This is a genomic window from Marivirga arenosa, assembly GCF_030503895.2.
Classification (GTDB): domain Bacteria; phylum Bacteroidota; class Bacteroidia; order Cytophagales; family Cyclobacteriaceae; genus Marivirga; species Marivirga arenosa.
Map to the genome: position 1 here is coordinate 3360946 of NZ_CP129970.2, position 26303 is coordinate 3387248.

Below are 26303 nucleotides of genomic sequence, written 5' to 3' on the forward strand. Positions count from 1 at the left end.
CGAAGCAATAAGCATGCTATCTGCTATAAAAGTACTTGTATCGTCCTAAAGTAACTTTACGGTTTTATATCTAAATATGAGTTTTAGTATATACTACCGCTGCATGTCAATAATCTTTTTCAACATATTTTGTCAAACCTAAACATATAGTTACGTTTGCAATTAATCTTTTAATTTAAATTATATGATAAGTAAAATTAAGTACGCATTAATTGTTTTAGCAATTACTCTCTATTCTTGTGATTCAAGTGAAACAGCTGATAAAGAGGGGGAACCCTTAGAAGCAAAATTTAGTGTTGAGATAGAGGGAGAAGCGCCAAATGCAGTATTAAATCTAACTAATGAGTCTACCGGAGCAAGCTCTTATGAATGGAGCTTTAGTGAAGGCAGTAGCGATTCAACTTCAATTGAGGAAATACCGAATGGCATTACGGTTGACAAAGCAGGGGACTTCACCATAACACTTAAAGCAGTCTCCGGTACTGAAGAAAGTAGTAGTGAAGAAACTATTACTATAGAAGGAAACAGTGCCATATTAGAAATAAAAGATTTAGAATTTTCTCAGGAAGAGGGCAGTAGTGAATTAGGCAGATTTTACTCCATTTCTGAAAACGAAATGTATTTAGACACTGAGATAGATGAAGAAAATGGACCAAATATTGATCTTTTTTATAAAGGATCTAATTCACCTTTTATCTTTTTTGAAGGACCAAAAGACAACTTTGACGACATTGTAGTGCCAAATGCAAAAGAAACTAAAGTCCATAATTATGAAAATGGATTTGAAGTAGCTTCATTTGATGAAATGGAAGATGATGCTGTATTAGATGACTTGACAGTGATTAATGATGATAATGCTATAGGGACTTTGGACTTCCCTGCAATTGTCACATTTGAAACTGAAGAGGGTAAAAAAGGAGCGATAAAGTTAAAAGCCATTAATTCAACTAGAGTATTGGTTGATATAAAAGTGCAGAAATATTAATTACCATTTTTAATAGGTAAAAATACTGAAAGCACACCATATGCAAATAGTGGTGTGCTTTTTCATTCCTAAACTTTTAAACGGTTTTCTCATTATATTTTTATGCATTAAATATTAAGATAAATTTTTCTATCTAAAATGAAAATACCACCTAATTTTAAACTCATAGGCTTAAAATTTTGACTATTCTAAGGATTATATAAATTTTCGATTTTGAATTAATTTATATTAAAATTCAAGCTTTTATTTTCAGATATTCGGTTAATTTCGCGCACTATTTTATAAACTATAAGAATATACAATTATGATTAAATCCCTTTTATGGAGAATATGCTTATTCTCTGCAATTGCTTTAACATTTTTCCAATGTACGGAGGAAGAAGAAGCAAAAAGTCCATTGAACAAAATTGAGGAATTCTCTATTACATCCATGAATCCACCTGTTTCAGGTGTCATAAATGAAGAAGCATTTTCAATTTCATTAGATGTACCCAGTGGCACAGATATTACCGATTTAAGTCCTGAAATTTCTATTTCGGATAAAGCAACTGTTGTACCCGCTTCAGGTACTGCACAAGACTTTACTAGTCCGGTAGTCTATACAGTAACAGCAGAGAATGGTACTGTTGCTGAATATACAGTTACTGTAAATGTGTTAGAAAACACAGAAGCTATAATTGACACCTTTATTTTCAAAGGATTTGAGACAGAATTAGCAGCAACAATAGATGAAGAGAATAAAACTATAACTGCTCTTATACCTAGAAAATATGACCTAACTAAATTAATTCCAACAATTGAAATTTCAGAATTTGCAACCGTGACTCCAGCTTCTGAAACTGAAATAGATTTTTCGAAAGATGTAATCTTTACAGTTGTGGCTGAAGATGGTACGGAAGTAGAGTATACTGCTTCTATAGGATATGAGCCACGCACAGAGAAAGCAATTTTAATTTTTGCTTTTGAAGCATTTACTCCAACTATTAATGGCGTAATCAATGAAGATTCAAAGGCTATTACACTTACATTACCTTGGAATACCAGTGACTTAACTGCTTTGGTACCAACTATAGAAATTTCAGAAGGAGCAACTATTTCTCCTGAAAATAGTACTGCAGAAGATTTTTCTTTTGGTTCAGTAGATTATACCGTAACGGCTGAAGATGGTTCTACTCAGGACTATGAAGTTACAGTTGAATTAGAGGCAGCACCAACGCCAGAATTTGACGATTTGATTTCTACATCTTTCAGAAAAGGTGAACTAGTAACAATAACTGGTAAGAATTTTAGTGATATAAGTGTTTCATTTTCTAGAGAAGGTTTCAGTTCCGGCCCCTCTTTAGAGTCCGAAGGAGAAACAAGTTTTTCATTTAATGTACCCAATAATGTATCTTTTGAGACAGGTACTTATTCATTGATTGTATATATAAGAAATGAAAAATATGTTCTGGGTGATGTGCAAATTCTGCCTCCAGCTCCAACTATTTCTGATTTTGTTAGCTCAACAGATGATGATAATATTATCGTAAGGATCAATGGAAGAAACTTTATTGAGGGAGAAAACAAAGTATACTTTGTTAAAAATGATGTGAGAACCGAAGCTTACATACGTGAAGAAGACAACGGTAGAATATATGTTGTACAACCTCCTTTACTTGAAAGTGGTGAATATACTATAGTAGTAGAAACAAATGGTGCAGAAGTAACAGCAAGTGAAACAATAAATGTTGAAGAAAACACAACAACCGATCCAATAATTGCCAGTGTAGAAAGCTTAACAGTTAAAAGAGGTGATAAATTAATTATTAACGGTAAGAACTTTGGTGAAGGAACAGGTTCTGTAACTGTTGGATTTATGGATGGCTGGACTGCCACGAAAGCGAGAACTGGAAACAGAATATCTGATTCCGTAGTGGAAATTGTTATTCCTTCTGATCTTCCTGTTGAAACATACATGATCTATGTTCAGAGATACAATGGTGATGGAAGCTCTGCTTTTAGTAATACATTTTACAATATTGTAATTGAATAAAAAACATAAACCAAAAAATAAAAAGGGCTTATAAAGCCCTTTTTATTTTTAATCTGCAAAGTAATATATGATATTTAAGATCTTTTAATACTATAGTATGGTGGTGTACAATCCTGAAATAATCTCACAATTTATCACATTTCTATTTTAGCAATTGCTAGTTACATCTTTAAAAAAAAACTAAAATTTAATATATAATAAGTCTGATCTATCTTCCAACTTCAAACACCCAACTTCCATCTTCCAACTATTCTACTGTATCATCAATCTCTAGCGTTTCTAGAATATCCGCTAGTTCATCAAAGTCTTTATAGCCCGGTCTGATTTCTTCACCACCTTTTAGCGATATGCCTTTAATGGAGGTTTTTTCAACCAAATCCATAACATTTTTGTCATCAATATTGAAGCCTAAAATAACAGGATAATCTTTGGCTAAATCTAATACTTGCTGTACCACATTTTCTTTATAATGGTTTCCATTACCTGATTCAAAAAGGAAGAATTCTACTTTATTCTCTACTTCTTGCATGGTGTTTTTAACGGCTTCAGCATCGGTCACTTTGTCCATATCAAAACGAAGAATTCTTTTGTAATCCTTAAAAAGGGGAATGATGGCAGGATTATCCGTTTGCAAATAATGAAGATCATAGTCTTTAATACTGTCTTTAATCTCATCTTCTGAAGCATCACCGTATTCACCTACAAATTCAAGTCCTGATACCCAACCGGTAAGTTCCATGAAATTTTCCGGGCTCACATAAGACGGATTATCTTTTTGCAAGTCAAAGCCCATCAAGTTCACCGTCATTCCAGCACAATAACGTGCATCACTTAAATTATTTACTTCAGATATTTTAACGAATGTTTTTAAAGCCATTTTGTAAAATTTTGATGCAAATTAAAGGAATTTTTAAGTGGCTTAAAAGGGAAAGGAAGTAAGCTTTTCCAAAGTTTGAGTTTTGGAAAAGCTTAAATAAATTACTCCGCAAATGTTTTGTCAATTCTTGCTAATAAATCATCATAATGAATTAGGCTCATTCGATCTGATGTTCTATATCTTCTGCTGCTAATATCCGTTTTTAGTTGATTTAGTTCAGCACGCATTAATGGAATAATATCAGAAATTATGATATCACTATCTTGATTCTTTTCTGCGTCTAATTCAGCAATTTTTTCAGCCGCTAAATCAATATAAGTTCTTTGGATATTTCTTCTGTAGGCGTCTACTGATTGTCCTCTATAAAGCTCAGAGAAAATTCCTCTGCGTACATCTTCTAACATGGCAAGGGCAGTATAAGCATCATTACCATTTAAGCTTTCATTTTCAATCATTCTAAGGATTCTATCTTCATCTAAAAGACTGCTTAATGCTCTTACTTGCAAGGCTTTTACTCTCTCAATCGCTCCATCATCTTCTATTCTTTGGAGTATATCTTTATTTAATAACCACTCATGATTGGTGAAAGTATGTTCATTCAAGAAAGCAACGGCATTACGTTGAATATCAGCAGGAACATGCTCATAAACTACGCCTTCTTGATTAGAAGTTTTTCTGGTTTCATAAATCCCACCAACATTAGCAATTACATGGCGATTATAACCCCACCACATATAACCTAATTCTCTGTAGACTTCTGCAAGCTCTTCATATCCTTTTCCATCTTCAGAAGTCCATTCAACTAAGTTTGGAACTACCTTCTTTAAATTGGCTAAGCCATATTCACTGGCTTTAACATGATTATCACCCAAACTCTCTCTATTAGCTCTTGGGTCAGCTACTCCATATCCGCTTCCAAACTCATACCATGGATTTCCAGCCTTTTCAAGAATCCATTCATCAAGTGTAGCCTTTTCATCTTCTTTGGTTTCAGCATCTGCTAAATAGCGATAACCCCAATTAATAGCATACTTATCATAAGGTCCCATCATTCTGATGTATCTTACGCCTTCATCTTCAGGCTGAGCTACATAATTCACTCGGGCATAATCCATAATAGAAGGAGTGAGGCCATATTTATGAGTGAAAGTTGCTGATCTTAAAGAGTCGGTAGGGTAGGCTGAACTTGCTTTCATATTGTGTGGTAAACCGATAGCATGTCCTACTTCATGGGCGATTACCATACGCATCATTTCTCCAATTTCTTCTTCAGGAGTCTGTAGTGTTCTGGCTGCTTCAGTTTGTGCTCCTGCTTCGATCATAAACCTGTTTCTATATGATCTTAAATGGTTATGATACCATATAATATCACTTTCAATAATTTCACCTGTTCTAGGATCTGTAACTGATGGCCCAACTGCATTACGTGTTGTACTGGCAACATAACGTACTACTGAATATCTAACATCTTCAGGACTAAAATCTGGATCTTCTTCCGGACTTGGAGCCTCTTTAGCAATGATTGCATTTTTAAATCCTGCCGCTTCAAAAGCTACATTCCAATCTTCAATTCCTTGAATAAAGTAAGGTCTCCATTTTTCTGGAGTAGCTGGATCTAAATAATATACTATCGGCTTAACCGGTTCAACCAACTCACCTTTTTTATAGGCTTCTATATCCTTAGGAACTAACCTCCATCTTCTTATTAATTCATAGCGGTCTGACTTTAATTCATCAGAATTGTAATCATATTTTTCTAAGGTAAACCAACCTACTCTGTCATCAGCTAAACGAGGTTTCATTTTATCTTCAGGAAGTAAAATCATAGACTGATTTAGCAACATACTTATAGTTCCTGCCTGATCTCTTTCTGGTGGATTCCCCGCATCATAGGTCATTAAGTGTTTTACTTCAATATTCTGAGGGTAAGCATTAGCTGATTCTATGTAAGAGCGATTTTTATCTAAGCGCTTAACTTTATATCTTTTTCTTAAGCCATCAGACATTGCATTAATAGCACTAACTTCTTCTGTGTATAATTTACTAACATCCACCAAATAAGCAGTAGAGTCGGGATTTACAGCTTCAATCTCAGTACTAAACAAAATAGGAAAGAAATTATTGGCTTCTACAGACTTTGATATTGGGCTTTCTTCATCGCTTTCATTGGTAAAACTGATCACTTTTAAGTCAATATTTTTATCACGCTTGTACCACCTAACGACTTGCTCATTTACTTTTGATCCCGCATTAATATAACCACCACCAAAATTATCTGGAAGTTTTACGATTCTACTCACTAACAATAAATCCTTTTCTAATTTATCAAATGGTATTTCATAATATAATTTACCATCTTTTTGGTGAACGGTAAAAAGTCCATCATCAGATTTAACCCCTGCTTTGATGATATCAGCATAATTTTTGAATTCACCTTTTGGCTTTTCAGTTTTTTTTGTTTCAGATGCTTTTTTCTTCTTACCAAAAAGCTGTGCATTTGCAGTTTGGTAGGAAAATAGCATGCTGATGCTAAGTACAAATAGTAATTGCTTCATATGTTAAAAGTATAGTTTAATAGTTAGTTTTAATTGATACTGTAACTCTTTTTCAATTGAAAATAATTTCATTGATTAAAGTTATCTCAACATTTTCAAAAGTAGAAATCCTTTTATTTAATTGGTAAAAGGTTTGTTTCATCGAATTGATTCTTTGTAAATCTTTAATTGTAGATGAAAAACCATATTATTTTAATATTTTAAATTGTTAACTGAAATTTAAAATTGGTGTTTAGATTTTTAAATCCGAATAAGTGGTCGCGAATTGAAAAAGAGCTTGAGCAAAAACCTAATATTTTGCTTTCTCAGTTTTCTATTATAGCAATTATTGCAGCTGCAATTCAAATAATTAATGATATTTGGTTTTTAAATTTTGTTGCTGTAGGGCTAGATTTAATAATTGTATTTATTTTCATAGCTACTTTTTTGATAAATGAAAGTGGAAGAAATCTGCTAGCAAAATTCATCTTTATAGTTTTAGGGCCTGCGTTTATTTTTTGTTATGCTTCCGTAATTCCCAAGACTATTGGTCTTTATCTTATTTTCTTCCCCATAATAGCTGTAATTTTCCTCATCTTTAAAAATGAGGAAAGACGGTATAAATACTATTCCATGATTTACGTGGTATCCCTTTTGTTAATTTTAGAATTAACCGCCTATCAGCCATTTGGTGAATTAAACTGGACTGAAGGCAAATCAGAACCGAGTTCTTTTTATGTAAATATGTTCATCTCAGTTTTTGGAATGGTGTTTAGTATGTACAATATTGATGTAATCAATACGCTAATTGATAAAAAGAGACAAGAAACATTACTAGAATTAAAACAGAAAAATACTGAATTGGAATTAGCTAATAATGAATTAGATCATTTTGTATATAGTGCTTCACATGATTTAAAAGCTCCTTTGTCATCAATTTTAGGTTTAATAAACCTGGCAAAATATGAAGTAAAGGATGAGCACGTAATGGACTATTTTATTAGGATAGAAAATCGAATAGAACGTTTAACAAATTTCATAAAAGAGGTAATTGAGATTTCAAGAAATGCAAGAACTGAAATTAAAGTAGAGTCAATAGAAATAGAGGATTTTGTGGATGATATTATTGAAAATAATAATTACATAGAGGGGATGGAAAAAATTGACTTTACAAAAGATATAAAAGCTGGTTCAATTGTATTCTCGGATAAAGCGAGACTAGAAGTTATCCTAAATAATCTGATATCAAATGCAATTAAATATTCTGACCCTAACAAAAGTAAATCAACTGTTAAAATAAAAGTTAGCTATGAGAATAAATATTTTAAGATTGAAATAATCGATAATGGAATTGGGATCCCCAACAATCAATTGGAAAAAGTATTTGACATGTTTTATAGAGGTGAAGATAGCAAAGAAGGCTCGGGATTAGGTCTTTACATTGTTAAAAATATGCTTACAAAGCTTGATGGTGAATTTGAAATTAAATCACAGATTGATAAAGGAACCACTATTACATTAAAATTACCAAATATGCTTTCTTCTGAATCTAATTTTTAATCATTCTGCAATTAGATTCATTAAGTGGACCGCAGCTAAGGCAGCAGTTTCAGTTCTTAATCTGCTTTTGCCTAAGCTAACTTTTTTAAAGCCTTTTTTTTCAGATAACTCTACTTCTTCTTCAGTAAAATCACCTTCAGGGCCAATTAGAATAATTGAATCTCGATTATTTTTTAATTCATTCTTTAAATATGTAGTATTTTGAAAATCTACATAGGCTATAAATTTATTAGCTTCTTTAGCATTTGAAATAATATTCTGTAAGGAATCAATCTCATTTATAATCGGCTTTTTCGCTTTTATTGATTGCTTCATGGCACTTATAACTTTCTTTTCTAAGCGATCAATTTTAATTACTTTTCTCTCTGAATGAAAGCTTTGAAAAAAGCTGATTTCATCAATGCCAAATTCAGTGGCTTTTTCAACTAACCATTCAATGCGATCAATATTTTTAGTAGGAGCGATAGCAATGTGCCTATGAAAATTAAAATCAGCCTCCTTTTCAGTGCTAATTATTTCAAACTCACACTGTTTATGATTCTCATTTGTAATTTTAGCTTTGTAAAATGTGCCTTTTCCATCAATGAGATTAATTTCATCGCCTGACTTCATTCGTAGAACTTTTATACAATGCTTAGATTCATCAAGATCTAAATGCTGAATTTCTGGTAAATGAGGCTGGTAGAATAACTGCATACCCAAAATTAATTATTTTGTATGAACTACCATTTATTTATTCTACTCATTATTTTGTCTAATTGATATGATTCAGATTTTTTAATTAGAGACATTCCTTTAATTTTGTCGCTGCTTTAAAAATTTATATGGATTATCTCAGAGGTCTTATTGGTTTATTGGTTTTAGTTGGTTTTGCTTGGCTATTTTCAGTAAACAAGAAGAAAATTGATTGGCGTTTAGTGGGTACTGGCTTATTACTTCAAATCATCTTCGGTTTATTAATTACTAAGGTTGAATTTGTTGAATTAATGTTCAAAAAGGTTTCTGAGGCCTTTGTGGTATTTTTAAGCTTCTCTGGGGATGGTGCCAGATTCCTGTTTGGTGACTTAGCAGGTGATTCTTTGGGTTTTATTTTTGCATTCCAAGTGCTTCCAACGGTTATTTTCTTCTCCACTGTTACGGCTGGTCTTTATTATTTAGGAATTCTTCAAAAATTGGTTTATGGTATTGCTTGGGTAATGTCTCGAACCATGCGATTGTCTGGTGCTGAGAGTTTGTCAGCTGCCGGGAATATATTTTTAGGTCAGACTGAAGCCCCATTATTAGTTAGACCTTTTGTTCCCAATATGACTCGCTCTGAATTAATGTGTTTAATGACTGGGGGAATGGCGACTATCGCAGGTGGAGTTTTAGCTGGATATGTTGCCTTTTTAGGAGGTGATGATCCGGTAGAGAAAGCACGTTTTGCTTCTTACTTATTAAGTGCTTCCATAATGAATGCTCCCGCTGCAATTGTGATTTCTAAAATACTTATACCTGAAACAAATCCAGATGATATTGATGATACCTTGCATGTCAGTCAAGATAAATTGGGTGTAAATTTAATTGATGCCTTATCTAATGGGGCTGCGGAAGGCTTAAAGCTTGCCTTAAACATTGGTGGAATGTTATTAGCCTTTATAGCGGTTATTGCTGCTATCAATTATTTCCTAGGTAATTTAATAGGAGAGTGGACAAGTTTAAATGCATTAGTGGCAAGCTCTACTGATGGAACTTTCGATAGTTTTAGTTTAGAATATATCTTAGGTCAAATTTTTAGATTATTTGCTTTTGCTATGGGGGTAGAATGGAATGATACGCTGGCTGTAGGTAGTTTATTAGGTCAAAAGACAGCTATTAATGAGTTTGTAGCTTATCTTGGTTTAGCAGACATGAAGACTCAAAACATTTTAAGTAATAAATCTATTATCATAGCAACCTATGCGCTTTGTGGATTTTCAAACTTTAGCTCTATCGCTATTCAGGTAGGTGGAATAGGGGGGATGGCCCCAAATCAACAGGGTAATTTATCTAAGTTGGGTATGAGAGCATTGTTAGCAGCCACGATTGCATGTATGATGACTGCTACTATTGCAGGAGCATTAGTTGAATAATTTCATCATTGAATATCATTTCTTCTTTTTACCATTAAATTCTGTAATCTCACAGTCTTTTAATTAATTATAGCGTATATATTAATATGCGTTTAATGATAATTAAAGATTATGAAGTTCGAGAATAAAGTAATCGTAGTAACAGGTGGCGGCAGTGGTATGGGTCGAGAATTAGTCTTACAGTTACTGAATAAAGGAGCTAAGGTAGCCACTGTAGATATTCATGATGAAGCGTTAGCAGAAACCAAAGAATTGGCAAAAGAAAAAGCCAGTAATCTCTATACTCGTAACCTTAACATATCCGATCGAGAACAAGTTGAAAGTTTTCCTGATGAAGTTATCAAGCATTTTGGTAATGTTGATGGCGTAATTAATAACGCAGGAATTATTCAGCCTTTTATTGATGTAAATGAATTAGATTACGATAGGATTGAGCATATCATGAATATTAATTTTTATGGTACGCTTTATATGACAAAAGCCTTTCTACCTCATTTGCTTAAACGACCTGAGGCTCATATAGCTAATGTTTCAAGTATGGGAGGCTTTATTCCATTTCCAGGCCAAACTTTTTATGGAGCTTCTAAAGCAGCAGTTAAATTATTAACTGAGGGTTTGTATGCTGAATTAAAGGAAACTAATGTGGGAGTAACCGTAATTCACCCAGGAGCTATCAACACAAATATTACTAAGAATTCAGGTGTTGAAATGAAGAATACTGATCAAGCAGGGCAGGGGAAAGCACCGAAAATGTTGTCTTTTGAAAAAGCAGCTTCAATAATGTTAAAAGCAATTGAGAAGAAAAAATTTAGAGTAATGGTTGGGAGTGATGCTCGTTTTCTTGATCTATTTTACAGATTAAGCCCAGCCGGTGCAGTAAAATTCATTGTTAAGCAAATGAGCGGTATGGTGAACAAATAAAAAAAGCTTGCATTTGCAAGCTTTTCCCTAACCTAAACTAAATATACTCTATGAATTTAAAGTACTATTGTCTTTGAATTTCTTTTGTTTGATACTTCTAAAGTAACTTCTCCATATTTTTGAGTTAACTCAAATTGTTGAATAAAGCTAGCTCTATCTTCTATATTAGATGAATATAAAACTCTACCGTTTTGATCTCTTATCACAATGTTTACATCCTGCTTTTGGCTTTGTAATACTTTTACTTCAAAAGTATTTTCGTTAATTTCTTTAGTCGAAGCCACTAAGTCAAAATTGGATGTCAATTCATCATTTAAATCAATTACTTCTTTATAAACTTCTTTACCTTCTTTTACTAGAATGATAAATTTATCACTGCTTAATTGACTGAAGTCGTAAGGTCTTACAAATGTTTTAGTTTCATTGATAGTTTCTTTGTAAACTACCTCGCCTCTTTCGTTAATAATTTTTACTAATACTTTTTCATTAGAAGTTGGTAAGTATGTTAAAGTTGCTTTTTTCACTTCTACATTACTTGTAACCTTTAATTTTTTAGTAGGAACAACTTTGTTGTTTGCAGTTGCAACAACTGATGCACATAAGATTAAGGCAGATACTAATAATTTTTTCATTGTCGTGTTGTTTGTTTGTGTTTGACGATGCAAAGGTGTGAGCAAATTTTTAAAATACAATCACTTGTAGTGTGATATAAATATTAAGAGTTTTAATTGTAATGTAAGGTAATGTCTAAGATTTTAACCAAAATATGTTTGTTTTCAAATGCTTTAAGTAAATATTGACAGAATAATATTTTGATAAAATGGATTGTTTAGGCTATTAATCTTCTTCTCGAATATTTTTTCATTATTTGATAATATTCATATTCAAAAGTTGAATATCTTATATGGTTATTAACATTAAGATAATATATAGATTTATTGCTGTTATATTTATCAAAATAATAAATCAAATATTCTTATAAAAAACTAGAAAAGTATTGTTTCAGCGATAAAAAATAGATCAAAACAAAATATTATTGATGATATATCTCGGTTCCTTATACTTTATTTATTCTTTCTAACTACATCAATTGCTCATTTGCAATCAACTAAAGATAAACAGTATGTGTTAGGAGCTGGAATAGAGTTTGGAAATGGAGGAGCTGATTATGATTGGATGGATATTTGAAAGGTGAATAGAAATGCTCAACTGGACCAATTGTATACTAGTAGCAATGGTGATATAGCGGGTTCAAAATCAGTTCCCGCTAAAAACCCAGCAATATGTGTAATGAAAGCTGAAAATGCTTCGGCTAATGTTATATGGGATACTGATTATCATATTTGGATTCAGTCATCAGATTGATATCTCTATTCTTTTAAAATCATAAAATTTGGATCTAGGCAAATTCTTTTAAACTCGTTTAATTCAGAAGGGGCACAAACACCTGGGAAGTCTCCTAATTTGTCTTTCATGTCAGTAATTAATTGAAAATGCAAATGGGGTGGCCAGTCGCCATTTTCAGGATAAGGCCCTACTTCGCAAAATTTTTCGCCTTTCTTTATAAGCTGCCCTTCTTTAATATTTTCTATACTTTTTAAACTTAGATGTCCATATAATGTATAGAATTGAACGTGATTGATATTATGTTCTAATATAATTGTAGGTCCATAGTCACCAAAGTTGTTATTATTGGCAAAGCTATGAATTATAGCTTCGGTAGGCGCATATAGTGGATGATGAGCTTCACACCAAACGTCAACTCCTAAATGCATGCATCTTGATTCTCCTTTTTGAAAATGAGCACTTCTTTGGTAAATGGTTCTATTTTCTAAAAAACCACCATGTCCATATTGCTTTTCTTTCATTTTTAAATAATCAAATACATATTGATCAAAATCTTTGGTTGATTTTAAATCAAATCGAAGAAGGTCTTTATTACGATCAGAGAAATCTAATAATTCACTGTTGCTTTTATTTAGCCACTTACCCATAATCGGGGATACATCTTCTTGATTAATATTCATACTTAAAATAAGAGTTCAATTGATTTTAAAGTAATTTTAAAAGTAGCGTTATCAGTATTTGTTATAAACAAAACTGCCGCAAGAACTTAATCTTACGGCAGTGTACTTAACTTAACTGAAAAAGTTTATTTTATACTTTAGATAAATTTGGCTTTGGAGCACCCGCCATGATTTCATCATTAGCGAATTCTTCAAATTTTTTGAAATTAGCATTAAATTCTTCTGCTAGTTTATTAGCCATTTGGTAATAGCCTTTGTCATTTTTCCAAGTTTCCCTAGGGCTTAATACCTCAGAAGGAACATCAGGACAAGTAGCAGGGATAGCGCATCCAAATACAGAATGATTTCTGTAACCAACTTCATCTAACCCACCGTTTAATGCAGCAGTAATCATTGCTCTAGTGTATTTTAATTTCATTCTAGAACCTACTCCGTAAGGACCTCCAGACCAACCAGTGTTTACTAACCACACGGTTACGTCCTGCTCATCCATTTTCTTTCCTAACATCTCAGCATACTGAGTTGGGTGAAGTGGTAAGAAAGGAGCACCAAAACACGCACTAAAAACTGTTTGTGGCTCAGTCACACCTGCTTCAGTTCCTGCTACTTTAGCAGTATAACCTGAAATGAAGTGATACATCGCCTGGCCTTTGGTCAATTTAGAAATTGGAGGTAAAACACCATATGCATCACAAGTAAGGAAGAAAATATTATTTGGTTTACCTCCGATTGATGGATTAACTGCATTTTCAATATGGTGAATAGGATATGCAGTTCTTGTATTTTGAGTTACTTCTGTATTTTCGTAATCAACAGTTCTTGTTCCTGGAAAGAAACGAGTATTCTCAACAATGGCACCGAATTTTATAGCCTTGTAAATCTGAGGCTCTTTTTCTTCGGTTAAATCGATGGTTTTAGCATAACAACCTCCTTCAAAGTTGAAGACACCATTATCAGTCCAACCGTGCTCATCATCACCGATTAAACCTCTGTTTTCATCAGCTGATAATGTAGTTTTACCTGTTCCAGATAGTCCGAAGAAAATAGCAGTATCGCCATCAGCTTTTTCACTCATATTAGCTGAGCAATGCATAGATAATACATTGTGTTCAGTTGGTAAAGTGAAGTTAAGCACAGAGAAAATACCTTTTTTCATTTCACCAGCGTAACCAGTCCCACCAATTAATATGATGTTTTTACTAAAGTTAACGATTGCAAAGTTTTTCTGACGAGTTCCATCAACCTCTGGATCAGCTTCAAATTCTGGTGCATTAATGATTGTAAATGTAGGCTCGAAAGTTTCCAGTTTGTATTTTTCTGGTCTTAAGAACATATTGTAGCAAAATAAATTATGCCATGCTTGAGTATTTACAACTCTTAAGTTAAGTCTGTAAGTTTTATCCGCTCCTGCATAAGCGTCTCTCACATACACTTTTTTGTCTTCAAGGAACTTGAGCATTTTCTCATGAAGTGCATCAAATTTATCTTCATCAAATGGAATGTTGATGTCTCCCCACCAAACTTTATCCTTTGTTTTATCATCTTTCACGATGAATTTATCCTTTGGAGATCGCCCCGTAAATTTACCGGTATCACACATTAAAGCACCAGTATCTGTTAGTACACCTTCGCCATTAGCCAAAGCATGCTCTGTTAATTCTGCAGGGCTAAGATTCCAATACGCTTCAGCAACATTTTTTAAACCCAAATCCTCTAAGCCGGATTTAGAGGATTTTAATCCAAATTCCTTCATTATTTTTATGTTTTTGCTAGATATAACATGGTTTGGCTGGCAAAGTTAAAGATTTTAATAAGCATAAAAAGTAATTTTTTAATCATTTACAAATGTTTAGATAGTGTAAAAAATACACTTTCTAGTAATTTTAAAGCCGATTTTGGCTGCCAATTTGTTTTAATGAAGATGCCGTGTTAGATTTAGCATTCGAATTTTTAAAATAAAGATAATCTATAGGTAATATGAATTCTGAAAAAACATTTTTCGGCCACCCTAGAGGATTGGCAACCTTATTCTTTACTGAGTTTTGGGAACGCTTCAGTTATTATGGTATGCGTGCCCTTTTGGTTTTATTTATGGTTGCCTCAATTGAAACGGGAGGACTCGGACTAGATGATAAATCTGCAACTGCTATTTATGGTTTATATACCATGTTCGTTTACTTATTAGCCTTACCAGGTGGTTGGTTAGCAGATAGATTTTTCGGACTTCAAAAAGCAGTTTGGTATGGGGGAATCATCATCGCATGTGGACACTTTGCGATGGCAGTTCCAACAGATGAGTTCTTTTTTATAGGTTTGATTTTAATCGTTATCGGAACAGGATTACTAAAACCTAATATAAGTAGTATTGTAGGAGGATTATATAAAGACAATGAACCAGCCAGAAGAGATGCTGGTTTTTCTATATTTTACATGGGTATTAATTTAGGTGCTGTTATTGCTCCTTTGATCACTGGTTACTTAGGTGAAAGCATTAACTGGCATCTTGGTTTTGGAGCTGCAGGTGTTGGAATGTTATTAGGTGTAATTCAGTATAGGGCTTCTTCGAAATATTTAGGTGATATTGGAGCTCAACCAGAAGGATATGATCCGGCCGATACAAAACAGATTGGTTTTAGAAGAAAAGTAAAATTAGGAATTTGGACATTTTTAATTGGCTTAATCGCATTGGTTTTAGCTACTACTTTTGGAATAATTAATATTGATGTTGTTAGTGTCGCAAATATATCCTCTTTTGTAGTGGCGGCTGCATTAGTATTGTTCTTTGTGGCTATATTTCTTTTTAGCGGTCTTAACCAAGATGAGAAGAAGAAAATTGGAGCTATTGCCCTTTTATTATTGTTTTCTGCAGTATTCTGGTCAGGTTTTGAACAGGCAGGATCCTCATTAAATTTATTTGCGGAGCGTTACACGGATAGAATGATTGGTGGTTGGGAGATGCCAGCTTCATTCTTGCAAAGTGTAAATCCAATGTTTATCATCATTCTTTCTCCGGTTTTTGGTTGGTTCTGGATCCAATTAGCAAAAAGAAATTTAAACCCAAGTATTCCTTTGAAATTTGCTTTTGGATTAATATTTCTTGGGCTAGGATTCGGAGTAATGATTTTAGCTGCCACTTTGGTAATTTCTTCTGATACTGTATTACCAACATGGTTATTAATTACTTATTTCTTACATACTACTGGGGAGTTATTCTTAAGTCCTGTAGGTTTAAGTGCTGTAACTAAATTGGCTCCGAAAAGATTGGTTGGTCAAATGATGGGGGCTTGGTTTATGTCCGTAGCATTTGGTAATTTGATTGCAGGATTAGTAGCAGGTGAATTTGACCAAAATGCAATTGCTGAGAACCCAAGCTTATTACCAGACATATTCCAGTTTATTACTATCTTTATTGTAGGGGCAGGAATAGTCGCTTTAATCTTAACTCCTTTAATTAGAAAATTAACAGGAAACGTACATTGATATTATGTAAGCAAATCATATAATCATTATATTTTTTAAGAAAATAATTGTAATTTGACCGATGAATGATTTTTTGATTCTTTATTGCCCTGTCGGTAAAAAATGTTAGATACCTTAAATAAATTTAAAAATCTTAAAGAGAGTGAGGAGTTATTGTTAGCCTATCAGGGGAATATTACTGATAGCCTAACTAATAACTTATTAACCTTGGCTGAAAATAAATTGGCAATGGTTGAGTATAATTCACGCACTAAAAAGAAGGTTTTTAATATTTTAGTAGAGGTACTTCAAAACATTTATCATAATGAGGGAGAATTAAAAAATGCGGATGAAAAATTCCATGAGATATTAATTATGGTAGTAAAAGGACCTACCACTTATGAAATTACATCTGGAAATTACATCAAGCAATCTATTTCAGATCCCCTTAAAAAACGTATTCAGGAAATTAATCAGCTCTCGAACGATGAATTGAGGGAAAAATATCGTAATAGATTGGATGAAGGAGTCTTTTCTGATAAAGGAAGGGCTGGCCTTGGTATAATGGATATGGTGAGAAAATCTGGTCAACCCTTAGAATATGGTTTTCAATCCATCAATAATGATTATTCTTATTTTAGTTTACAAGTAAACATTAAACATTAAGGAAAAAACTATGGATGCATATTTTTTAGAGGCTACACCCAAAACCCCAAAACTTGACTTTAATCCCGATGCGGATACATTTTTAATATCGGGAAGATCTATTCCTGAGAATTCTATCGAGTTTTATAGACCGTTGCTCGATTGGTTAGATAATTATGTTCAAAATCCGCTTGATTCTACTAATTTTGAAGTTAAATTGGAATACTTCAATACAAGTTCATCTAAGTGCTTAGTAGAGATCTTTAGAAAATTAGAAAAAATTAAAGAAGCTGGAAAAGATATAGCCATTGATTGGTATTACGAAGAAGAAGATGAGGATATGGAAGAATCTGGAGAGGACTTTAAACAGATAATTAAGGTGCCCTTTAAAATGGTCGAGATTAAAGCTTAATATATGTCAAAAAACTTTACCCAATCAGATGTATTTCAGACAGAAGTTGATTTTCTGAATGAGGTTCGTGCTTTAGCAGAGGATGATAATATTCCTACTGAGAAGGTAAAGGAAAACTATAAGCTTCTATGTGAAAAGTATGATCGCTTAATAGGAGAGGCAAAACTTTTAACATCGGTTAGCGACCGATTACATTCTAAGCTTAATGAAGCTAATGAGAAGCTTAAAAAGCAGTCTGATGAGATCAACAAGATTAATGATGACCTTAAAGTAAATAATCAATTGTTGCAGGATACAATAGATCAGTTAGTTAAAGCCAAGGTAGGTAGAAAAGCATCATCCATAGTACTTTTAATTGCAATTCTATTATTTGTTTTATCTGAAGGGTTTTTAGAACCAATTGTGGAGCAAAAGGTAGGTAATCCCCAAATAGGTTTTCTATTTAAATTGGGAATTGCTGTTCTATTAAAGCCAATTGATGTAATTGTTGAACGCTATATGATGAGGAGAGCATTAAAGCAGAGAAATAATATTTAAAAGGTTGGGCAAGGTAAAAACTGTTTTTTCCTTTTCTTTGCCAACTTAGCTTCGAAATCAAAAATTATAGAAATCTCATGCGCCCCACCTGAAGCACCTCCTAAATCTGATATGGTGAAATCATAACTATATCCCACTTGAAAATCAGGGAAAAGCAATCCAAATTTAAATATAAGAGCATCTCTATCGTATAAACTTTCATTAGGAGTAGTTTTACCAAGTGGTACTCCTCTGTACCAAAGCCCTGCTGAAATAGGATCGTAATGCCAATTTATTCCCAGATCAAGCTGATCATTTATGCCTTGCCTTTTATAAACAAATGAAGGAGCAATACTCGACAGGTACTCTAACTTTGTTGATCCTCTATATAAAGGGATTCTAATTCCTCCATGGGCACTAATTTTCATTCTTAATGGATTTGAATCTCCTATTAAGGAGATTTCAGGTTGCGTTAAATGATGTAGCGCCAAACCAGCCCATAAGGATTTGCCATACAAAAGCACTCCACCAGCAAAATCAAAATATTGAATGTTTTGAATATTAGACAATTCGGAATCAAATGATATGCCTCTATTATCCAATAATTGATCTCCTAAAGTTAAGCCATTTTGATTTAACCCTGTGAAGTTATAAGCAAATTGTAGGCCAGTACTTAAAACTAACTTATCAGCAATGCCAATTCTATAGGAATATAAAAAGCTTGCATTTGTATTACCTAAGTTTCCAGATCCTGCAACATCTCGTGTTAGCATTAAGCCAAATCCACTGCTTAGATAGTCCATATTGTAATCGTAGGCTAAAGCATTGGTAACGTATGCTTTTGGTAAACTAGGCCATTGAACACGGGAGTTTAATGTGATTCTGTGCATTTTACCCAAACCTGTAAATGCAGGATTTAAGTATAAGGGTGATTCATGATATTGCGAAAATTGAAAATCCTGCGCTTTAACCTGATAAGGATTAAGCAATATCGCAACCATTAAAACAATTGCAGTATATTGTATGATATGTAAATTTCTAGTTTTAAGCATTCAATATTTCATTACGCTTTTTAAAAGATAAATCTACCTAATGAGTGTAATGTCCCCCACTGTTGTTTCTCTTCTTCCATTTTCATAAACCAATTCTAAACGATATACATAGACTCCTTGAGGCATCAAAGTTCCCTGATAATAACCATCCCAACCTACGTTTTCATCATTGGATTCGAATAATAATTCTCCCCATCTGTTGTAAATCTTCATATTAAAATCAGATACTCCTTCCACATAAGGTAAGAAATAATCATTCTGTAATGGGTTATCACTTCCTGTCCCAGGTCCGGCTCTACTTGGAGTAAAGGCATTAGGTACTCTTGATTCACCGCCTAATATGGTCTGCACTTGTGAAGTTAGAAAGATTGAATCAGAACATCCAGTTTCTGAATTTATTGCAATGAGTGTAATATCATAAAATCCTGTATCGGCATATGCATGAATAGGTTCAAATTCGAAAGATTCATTTCCGTCCCCAAATTTCCAAATGAATTCATCTGCACCTTCACTTAGGTTTACAAAACGTACCTCCTCAGTAGTGAAAACTCTTCTGTATTCATCAGGAATGGTAAATGAGGCCTGTGGTGTTGCATTTACAGTTATAAATTCTTCCTTTATCAATTCCGTTCTTTGTCCCGTGATATTGGTAGCAGAAAGGGTAACTGTATAGGTTCCCGGATTGGTATAGACATGAATCGGGTCTATAACCGCAGATGCCCTCTGACCATCTCCAAAACTCCATTGATAGGTAGATGGGTCTGCGTATTCCGAGAGATTCTCAAATTTAACAACTAAAGGTAAGCAGCCTTCTTTTGGATCAGCATCAAAATCTATAATAGGAGGGATTGCTCCAATTGTGACAAGAGTTTGAAAGCTAGAGGTACAAAGTCCATTAGTAGCAGTCATTTTAATTGTAAATTCTCCAAATGTGCCATAATCATGAGGGGCGGGATCTACATCTGTTGAAGTGGTTCCATCACCAAATTCCCACAAATACTCCCATTCATTTTTGTTTGTTGTATTATTTGTAATATTTATCGTGCTCTCAGGCAATACCATATCCTGTGGGCTAACTTCAAAACTTGCTTCCAGTCTAGGATAAACAAATTTAAGTGCACTTCCTGACACTGTTCCAGCACAAGAATTAGGGTTATTACTATCAGTGACTGAAACTAAGGAATATGTGGTGGTAGCAGTAGGACTTACGGGTTCAAAATGTCTGTTGAAGGCGGTTGAAAAGCTGTAATTTTGGTTTCCATCCGTATAGGTTATGGTCCATGGTCCAAGACCAGTTTGATCAAATATTAAATTAGTTTCTGTACCATAACAGGTCGTATCATTACCCGATATAACCGAAGTTGGTAATGGGTTAACATTAATACTAACAGGACCTCCTAAATTTTGCCCTGGACATCCTCTGCTATCGAATAATTCTACTATTCTATAAACAGTACTAGTTTCAGGGCTGACATTAATTGATTCTGTATTTTGGAAATTGTTGAACTCAATTGAATCTCCATTTGCAGTATAAGTTCCTTCAAATGGACCATCCCCTTCAAAATCAAAGTTTAAGGCAGTATTTACACCAAAGCATATTGTTGTATCACCGGATAAAGAAACCTCAGGTCTATCATAGGCAACAACAGTAGCAGTACCGGAAATATCTCCGCTACAACGAAATGGATTACTGGAATCTAGCACTTCAGTTAAAGTGTAAGAAGTTGTGCCACTTTGTGGATTTACATCAAAATAATAGGTGTAAGAATCTGTTGCTGGGTCGTAGCCGCTATCTGGTTGAATGTTAGATAAAGTGTAGGTCACAGTTCCATCTGTATACCTTACGGTCCATGGAGCTGTACCAGTTAAGTTAACCCCAATTTCAGTAAAATCATTTTGACAAACATTATCTACATTTCCGAATATTTCAGCTGTAGGCTTTTGGTTTACTGTTATTTCCGCTATTCCATTTACCGTACCATTACAAATAGGACTGTTTCCATCTGTTACTGATATTAACTCATAGTTAGTATCTTGAATTGGACTTACTGCTTCAATGGTTACGGGATTAGAAGTGTTCAATGTATAATTTGAGCTACCATCGGTATACACCACTTCCCATGGACCAACTCCTGTTAAGTTGAAGATTAAATTTGTGTCATTTCCTTCACATATAGTAGTAGTTCCAGAAATACTTGCGGTTGGAGGTGTATTTACATTTACAAAAGCATTTCCAGATAATCCGGAAGGATTACAATTAGGGTTTGCCAAATCCACAACTCCTACTAAGAAGTAATTCGTTGAGTTGTTAGGATTTATGGTTTCTATATGTCCATTTTGAATGTTTTTTAATGTATCATTTTCCTGTCCATTGTTATAAATCACATCAAAATTTGTAGAGCCTGGAGGTCCTGTTAAATCAAATCTTAAACTAGTTTCATCACCAGGACAAATTACATTTGGTCCGTTCAAGCTTAGCGTTGCACTCGGGCCAGTCAAAACATTTACAGCTAACTCACTAGGTGTACCAAAACATCCATTAGCATTTATTTCTGTAACTCTGATGTTTCCAGAAAAAACACTAAAATTAACTTCTATTTCATTTCCATTAGCATTTTGATTCGAAATAAATGCACCTAAAGGTAATTCCCATAAATAAGTTGATCCTGAAGTAAAAGGCACTGAATAGGGTACTAATTGTTCAGATGCACAAACTGTATTTGTGCCTGTTATTGGTGGACTTGTAAACTCAGGAAAAATTGTAATTTCTTGAATATTTGATGTATCGGAACATCCGCCAACTGCAGAAGAAACAATATACCTTACCTCATATATTATATCACCAGCAGTAGTATTGGTAAAAGTTTCTGTAACAGCACCATTTGGCATTGGGCTAGTAGTGAAATCAACCCAAGGATTTCCTGAATCTTTGATTCTTTTTTGATAGACATGATTTCCTGTTAAACCTGTACCTAGTGCGGTACTTGTAAAGCTAACATCCAAGGGTGAACATCCTTGATCAAGTAACTTAAAAAAGCTAGCGTCTACTCTAGGATTTAGTGTTACTATTTTACTAATCGTAACAGAGCAATTATTAGGAGTTTCAGCTGTTAAGCTTACATTATAAGTATCTGTTCCAAAAAAGGCAGCTCTATTCACAAAGGTATGACTGACTGCTGTATCTTGGTCAGTTAGTAATGTTTGCCCATCATTCCAATTCCAGATAAATTGTGTTCCTGCCGGAAATACGCTTGTAGTGAATTCAAAGTCAAAAGTATAATCCTCTTCACAAGCTGGATTGTTTGAGGTAATATCAAAATCTATTTGTGGTTCTTGATATACTCTAACGATAAAGGTACTGTCATTTGAACAATTTAATGCATTTGAGGCTGTTGCGGTTAATGTGATTTCATAATCAATAAAGGGATCTGTAGCTGTATTTATTAATGGATCTAATGTAATTCCATCTAAATGGCCTCCAGGACCGTTTGAAGGAGCAATAGTTTGTGTAATCAAGCCGCTGACTGGATTGAAGACTTCTAGGCTTAGATCAAAATTGTTCCCTGAAGGGAGGGTGGAATTCTCTATTAAATCAACGGTTAATGGGGAACAGCCCTCACTAATATTCGTCCTGAAATTTGGAGTAGGAGACTCAAATATTTCTATATCAACTGGAGTTGATAATCCAATTCTACAATTGCTGAGCAAGTTTGCAATTAAGTCAATTCTATATTGACCATCGGAAGTAAATTCGTATGGTATAGCTGTACTAAATTCCTCATTTCCTGTTTGATCTACACCTTCGATTGTTTCTATTAAATCGTAATCTGTAGTTACTGTATTATACTTATAGATTTCAAATTCCCATTCGGTTCCTGCTGGAATAGTTGAAGTAGTGGTATTTTGTAAATCATAGGTAGAGGGTAAACAATCTTGAGAATTACTTGGTGTAAAGTCAATATCAACTGTAATAACATCAGCATTTGGAATGCTAGAAGTCGTAGATTCAAGGTCACTTTGACATAAAACTAGATTTTCTGTATATAATTCAACTGTAAAATCTAAATCAGGCTCAGTATTTAGAGGACGGTCATAAACTACAGTAAATTCAGCATTTGCATCATCTTGTATGGCAGATCTTAATTTTGAGTTATCAGTTGAATTTACAGACCAAAAGTAATCTATGTTTTCTTGTACTGCCTTGTAAGTGTATGAAACTGAATCGCATGTAATTAAAGAGTCTATCACATTAAATTCAGCTGTAGGTTTTGGGAATAATCTTACTGTTTCATTTCGGTCAGTTACACAAAAGTCGTCTGTTATCACCTGAAGATTAATGGTGAATACTTCTTGACTAACTGAGGGATACACATTTTCAAAGTTGAAATTAAATCTTTCAGGTTCAGGATCAGTGGCTACCTCTATTGTAGTTTCAGTTAAGGTATCACCTATACCGTCTGTAATTGTCCAGATATATTGATCAGCATTGAAAGTCTGAGTGTTTGCGTCCGTACGAAAATAAAATTCATAAGGTGAACAATATACAGTCAGGTTATCATAAGAATCTGCTGTTGATCCCGGTGATGGGCCAGGATCTCCTTCAAATATATCAAATCCTGCGGCTTGGGCAGGTAGTAAAGTTACAGTAAGTGGTCCTTCTCTCGTTTCACAATTATTGTCTCCAACGGCTATAAAGTATAAATCATAAGTGTAAGGTGATCCCGAATTTGGATTGGGTAGATCACCAACATTTGGATTAATTACTGCTGAATCAATTGGTGCAGGAAAAGAAGCTGGGAAAGCAGGAAATATTCCATCATTAGCATTATCTTCTGAAACAATTTCTACATAATATCGATCAACTGCAGGATCAGTTTGACCAGCAGGGGAGGTGTTGACAATTTCAATGGGAGTACCCGGACAAAGAGGCTGAGTATAATCGATACCGTTTTCAGCAAATTCAAAATTTGATATAGGGTTGTTTTTAACCACAACTGACATCGTATCCACTGGTGATACACAACCATTAGCGGTGGATACTCTTAAAGCTACATTATAAGTACCTGCGGCAGGATAAGTAAAAGCATATTCACCTGCTGTAAAATCGCCTGCATTTAAGCTAGTGATGGTTTGTGTATCAAACGTGCCTTCGGGATCGGTAGTGTAATCAGTATTATCAAAATCAAATACAAATTCCCAAGTATCGATTGCATCACCATTTACAACTGTTGGGATATTAGAGAGATCTGTAAAAATGGTCATATCACCTTCACAGATTTCCGTAGCACTAAAATTAGCAATTGGATTGTCATATACAAAAACTGACTCTGTTAAATTACTAGGACAAGTAGGGGCAACAGTAGAGGTCGCAGTTAAAGTAATTTCGTATTCTCCAGGATTTCCAAATTCAAAATCTACTGTATTTCCACTAACAGAACTCGTAATAGGAAAACTAGCTAAAGGAGGCGAAATTACTCCGGCATCAGTCGCAGCTCCTGGACCAGAAATCTGATCTACAGTCCATGAAAATCCATCCGCATTTGTGGAAATATCTGTAACTGTTGTATTTAAAGTTTCACAAGCAGATGTGTTTGATATTGTGAAATCAGCAATAGGACCATCTGATATTTCTAAATCAATAGTCTCCAAGAATACACAAGGAACTCCAATATTTCCTCGTGTTATTCTTAAGGCTACTGTTATTGGACTTCCTACAAATGAGTTATCATAAGAAGTATTCACATTATTTCCCGTATCATCAGTGTTAAATGTTATCCCATCATATGTGAAATCCCATTCAATTAAATCATCTCCAATAGTTGCACTATTATTACGGAAATTAACCGTTTCATTCGCACAAAAGCTAGCAGTTGGAGTAGCTGTCCCATCTTCCGGAAGCCAAACTCCTGCAGTTGATGGGTCTTCCACTTCCGGAGTAGGATTTGGCGCTGGAACAACTTCAATAGTTAACGTAGTTTCTTCTGGTGGATTTTCGGCTGTAGTTGCATCAGTGAAATCAGGTGTGCCTGGAATATCTGGATCATCAAATGGATTACATACATTCCACGCTCTTAGAGTGATCTCAAATGTTTGACCAACCAATGTATTTGTTCCATCTATTGTGATAGTACCAGTAGGATCCATGTCAAGATCAGCAGCAACTTCGTTTATTCCAGGATCTACTTGTACAATTTCCCCAAAATCCGGATTTGTATAACCACCTGGGAAAACATTAAAATCTTCATTTGGAATATTGATACCTGAAATATTTACATCAGGTATAGGATTAGCACCGTCAGTATTATATACCCATTGAAACCATCTTGTTCCATTGTTATTAGATAAAGGGCAATTGTAAATACTTTGATTTTCTAGTGGATTTATCACTACATCTTGTCCTTCGCATATAGTTAAAAGAGGAGCTTCTTCAATATTTAAATTCCCAGGAGCAATATTATCTCTTTCCCAATAAACTGTACTAGCACTATTATCTGTACCAGGACATATTAATGCACTGGGATGAGTTTGTGGATTTTCCCCTGTATCAACAAAAACTAATTGAACAGTAATTTCAAAATCACAATTTGTTAGTCCTGCTGGATATTGATAATAAGCATATCGATCATTAGCAAACAATGGAGCTCCTGCTGGTGCTACAGGAGGAGTATTATCAATATAATAGTCACCAAATTCTAATATTGTAGGATAGTAATTTTCAGTTCCATCTCCCCAATTAACCAAAATATATACATCTGTAGCAGGTGGTAGATCTACAGAAGAGTATCTTTTCCCTATCCATACCTCTTTTTCTCCACCACAAAATTTATTTTCAATGGGATCAAATCCTCCAACTCCACTGGTGGCTCCGCATTGTGAGAAAACTTCATGGGTTCCACAAAAAATAAGAACTAAGGAAAATAATCCAATTCTTAAAAATTTGTATGTACAAGCCATTCTAACCATTATACAAACTTAACGAATTAAGTTAGTCTGTAAAAAATTTATTTTTATCGAACAATACATAGTAAATGTCGAAATAAGTATGTAAATATTAATACTAAATATTTGATTAATAATAAATAACAAGGGCTTTCGCTAAAATAAGTGTCGAAAAGTAATTCTAATTGAATATAAACTTACAAGTGGTATCGTTATTGAAAGTAACATTAATC

General features: G+C 33.9%; 18 protein-coding genes. 10 read left to right on the forward strand and 8 right to left on the reverse strand.

Annotation, left to right across the window (positions count from 1 at the left end):
• The first annotated feature begins 184 nt into the window (after positions 1–184).
• Both QYS48_RS14595 and QYS48_RS14600 read left to right on the forward strand, forming a co-directional pair.
• Positions 185–985 carry a hypothetical protein gene (locus tag QYS48_RS14595; RefSeq protein ID WP_308356563.1) on the forward strand — a complete coding sequence of 267 codons (801 nt, stop codon included), beginning with the start codon at positions 185–187 and terminating at the stop codon, positions 983–985.
• A gap of 304 nt (positions 986–1289) precedes the next feature.
• Positions 1290–3017: a DUF5018 domain-containing protein gene (locus QYS48_RS14600; protein WP_308356564.1), complete on the forward strand. Its 1728-nt coding sequence runs from the start codon at positions 1290–1292 to the stop codon at positions 3015–3017.
• A gap of 247 nt (positions 3018–3264) precedes the next feature.
• On the opposite strand, the gene QYS48_RS14605 is transcribed toward QYS48_RS14600, so the two are convergent.
• Both QYS48_RS14605 and QYS48_RS14610 read right to left on the reverse strand, forming a co-directional pair.
• A complete protein-coding gene (locus QYS48_RS14605; protein ID WP_308356565.1) occupies positions 3265–3894 on the reverse strand; it encodes a phosphoribosylanthranilate isomerase in 630 nt (209 codons plus the stop codon).
• A 101-nt stretch (positions 3895–3995) separates the two neighbouring features.
• A complete protein-coding gene (locus QYS48_RS14610) occupies positions 3996–6449 on the reverse strand; it encodes a zinc-dependent metalloprotease (protein ID WP_308356566.1) in 2454 nt (817 codons plus the stop codon).
• A 228-nt stretch (positions 6450–6677) separates the two neighbouring features.
• Between QYS48_RS14610 and QYS48_RS14615 the strand changes: the two genes are divergently transcribed.
• Positions 6678–7988 (forward strand): HAMP domain-containing sensor histidine kinase, encoded by a 1311-nt coding sequence (locus tag QYS48_RS14615; protein ID WP_308356567.1) that lies wholly within the window; start codon positions 6678–6680, stop codon positions 7986–7988.
• Here QYS48_RS14615 and QYS48_RS14620 read toward each other — a convergent pair whose 3' ends face one another.
• Positions 7989–8684, reverse strand: a complete 696-nt coding sequence (locus QYS48_RS14620) for a 16S rRNA (uracil(1498)-N(3))-methyltransferase (RefSeq protein WP_302104235.1) — start codon at positions 8682–8684, stop codon at positions 7989–7991. It lies immediately after the preceding gene.
• 128 nt (positions 8685–8812) lie between these two features.
• On the opposite strand from QYS48_RS14620, the gene QYS48_RS14625 reads away from it, so the two are divergent.
• Together QYS48_RS14625 and QYS48_RS14630 are read left to right on the forward strand one after the other, a co-directional pair.
• A complete protein-coding gene (locus tag QYS48_RS14625) occupies positions 8813–10099 on the forward strand; it encodes a nucleoside transporter C-terminal domain-containing protein (RefSeq protein ID WP_308356568.1) in 1287 nt (428 codons plus the stop codon).
• A gap of 111 nt (positions 10100–10210) precedes the next feature.
• Positions 10211–11020 carry an SDR family oxidoreductase gene (locus QYS48_RS14630; RefSeq protein ID WP_308356569.1) on the forward strand — a complete coding sequence of 270 codons (810 nt, stop codon included), beginning with the start codon at positions 10211–10213 and terminating at the stop codon, positions 11018–11020.
• Between the two features lie 56 nt (positions 11021–11076).
• On the opposite strand, the gene QYS48_RS14635 is transcribed toward QYS48_RS14630, so the two are convergent.
• Positions 11077–11652 (reverse strand): hypothetical protein, encoded by a 576-nt coding sequence (locus tag QYS48_RS14635; RefSeq protein ID WP_302124946.1) that lies wholly within the window; start codon positions 11650–11652, stop codon positions 11077–11079.
• 586 nt (positions 11653–12238) lie between these two features.
• Here QYS48_RS14635 and QYS48_RS14640 point away from each other — a divergent pair.
• On the forward strand, positions 12239–12385 hold the full coding sequence (locus QYS48_RS14640) for a hypothetical protein (RefSeq protein ID WP_308356570.1): 147 nt from the start codon (positions 12239–12241) through the stop codon (positions 12383–12385).
• A gap of 5 nt (positions 12386–12390) precedes the next feature.
• Here the strand turns inward: QYS48_RS14640 and QYS48_RS14645 are convergent, their stop codons facing one another.
• Positions 12391–13047 carry a peptidoglycan DD-metalloendopeptidase family protein gene (locus tag QYS48_RS14645; RefSeq protein WP_308356571.1) on the reverse strand — a complete coding sequence of 219 codons (657 nt, stop codon included), beginning with the start codon at positions 13045–13047 and terminating at the stop codon, positions 12391–12393.
• Between the two features lie 130 nt (positions 13048–13177).
• A complete protein-coding gene (gene pckA / locus QYS48_RS14650; protein WP_308356572.1) occupies positions 13178–14800 on the reverse strand; it encodes a phosphoenolpyruvate carboxykinase (ATP) in 1623 nt (540 codons plus the stop codon).
• A gap of 224 nt (positions 14801–15024) precedes the next feature.
• On the opposite strand from pckA, the gene QYS48_RS14655 reads away from it, so the two are divergent.
• The 4 genes from QYS48_RS14655 (at position 15025) to QYS48_RS14670 (ending at position 18100) form a co-directional block, all read left to right on the forward strand.
• Positions 15025–16527, forward strand: a complete 1503-nt coding sequence (locus QYS48_RS14655; protein WP_308356573.1) for a peptide MFS transporter — start codon at positions 15025–15027, stop codon at positions 16525–16527.
• Positions 16528–16629: 102 nt separating this feature from the next.
• Positions 16630–17172 (forward strand): SiaB family protein kinase, encoded by a 543-nt coding sequence (locus QYS48_RS14660; protein WP_308356574.1) that lies wholly within the window; start codon positions 16630–16632, stop codon positions 17170–17172.
• A 10-nt stretch (positions 17173–17182) separates the two neighbouring features.
• Positions 17183–17563: a DUF1987 domain-containing protein gene (locus tag QYS48_RS14665; protein ID WP_302124951.1), complete on the forward strand. Its 381-nt coding sequence runs from the start codon at positions 17183–17185 to the stop codon at positions 17561–17563.
• 3 nt (positions 17564–17566) lie between these two features.
• Positions 17567–18100 carry a hypothetical protein gene (locus QYS48_RS14670; protein ID WP_308356575.1) on the forward strand — a complete coding sequence of 178 codons (534 nt, stop codon included), beginning with the start codon at positions 17567–17569 and terminating at the stop codon, positions 18098–18100.
• Here QYS48_RS14670 and QYS48_RS14675 read toward each other — a convergent pair.
• A complete protein-coding gene (locus QYS48_RS14675) occupies positions 18097–19131 on the reverse strand; it encodes a type IX secretion system membrane protein PorP/SprF (protein ID WP_308356576.1) in 1035 nt (344 codons plus the stop codon). The two genes, QYS48_RS14670 and QYS48_RS14675, sit on opposite strands and share 4 nt — an antisense overlap.
• 33 nt (positions 19132–19164) lie before the next feature.
• A complete protein-coding gene (locus QYS48_RS14680; RefSeq protein WP_308356577.1) occupies positions 19165–26085 on the reverse strand; it encodes a PKD domain-containing protein in 6921 nt (2306 codons plus the stop codon).
• Positions 26086–26303 lie beyond the last annotated feature (218 nt).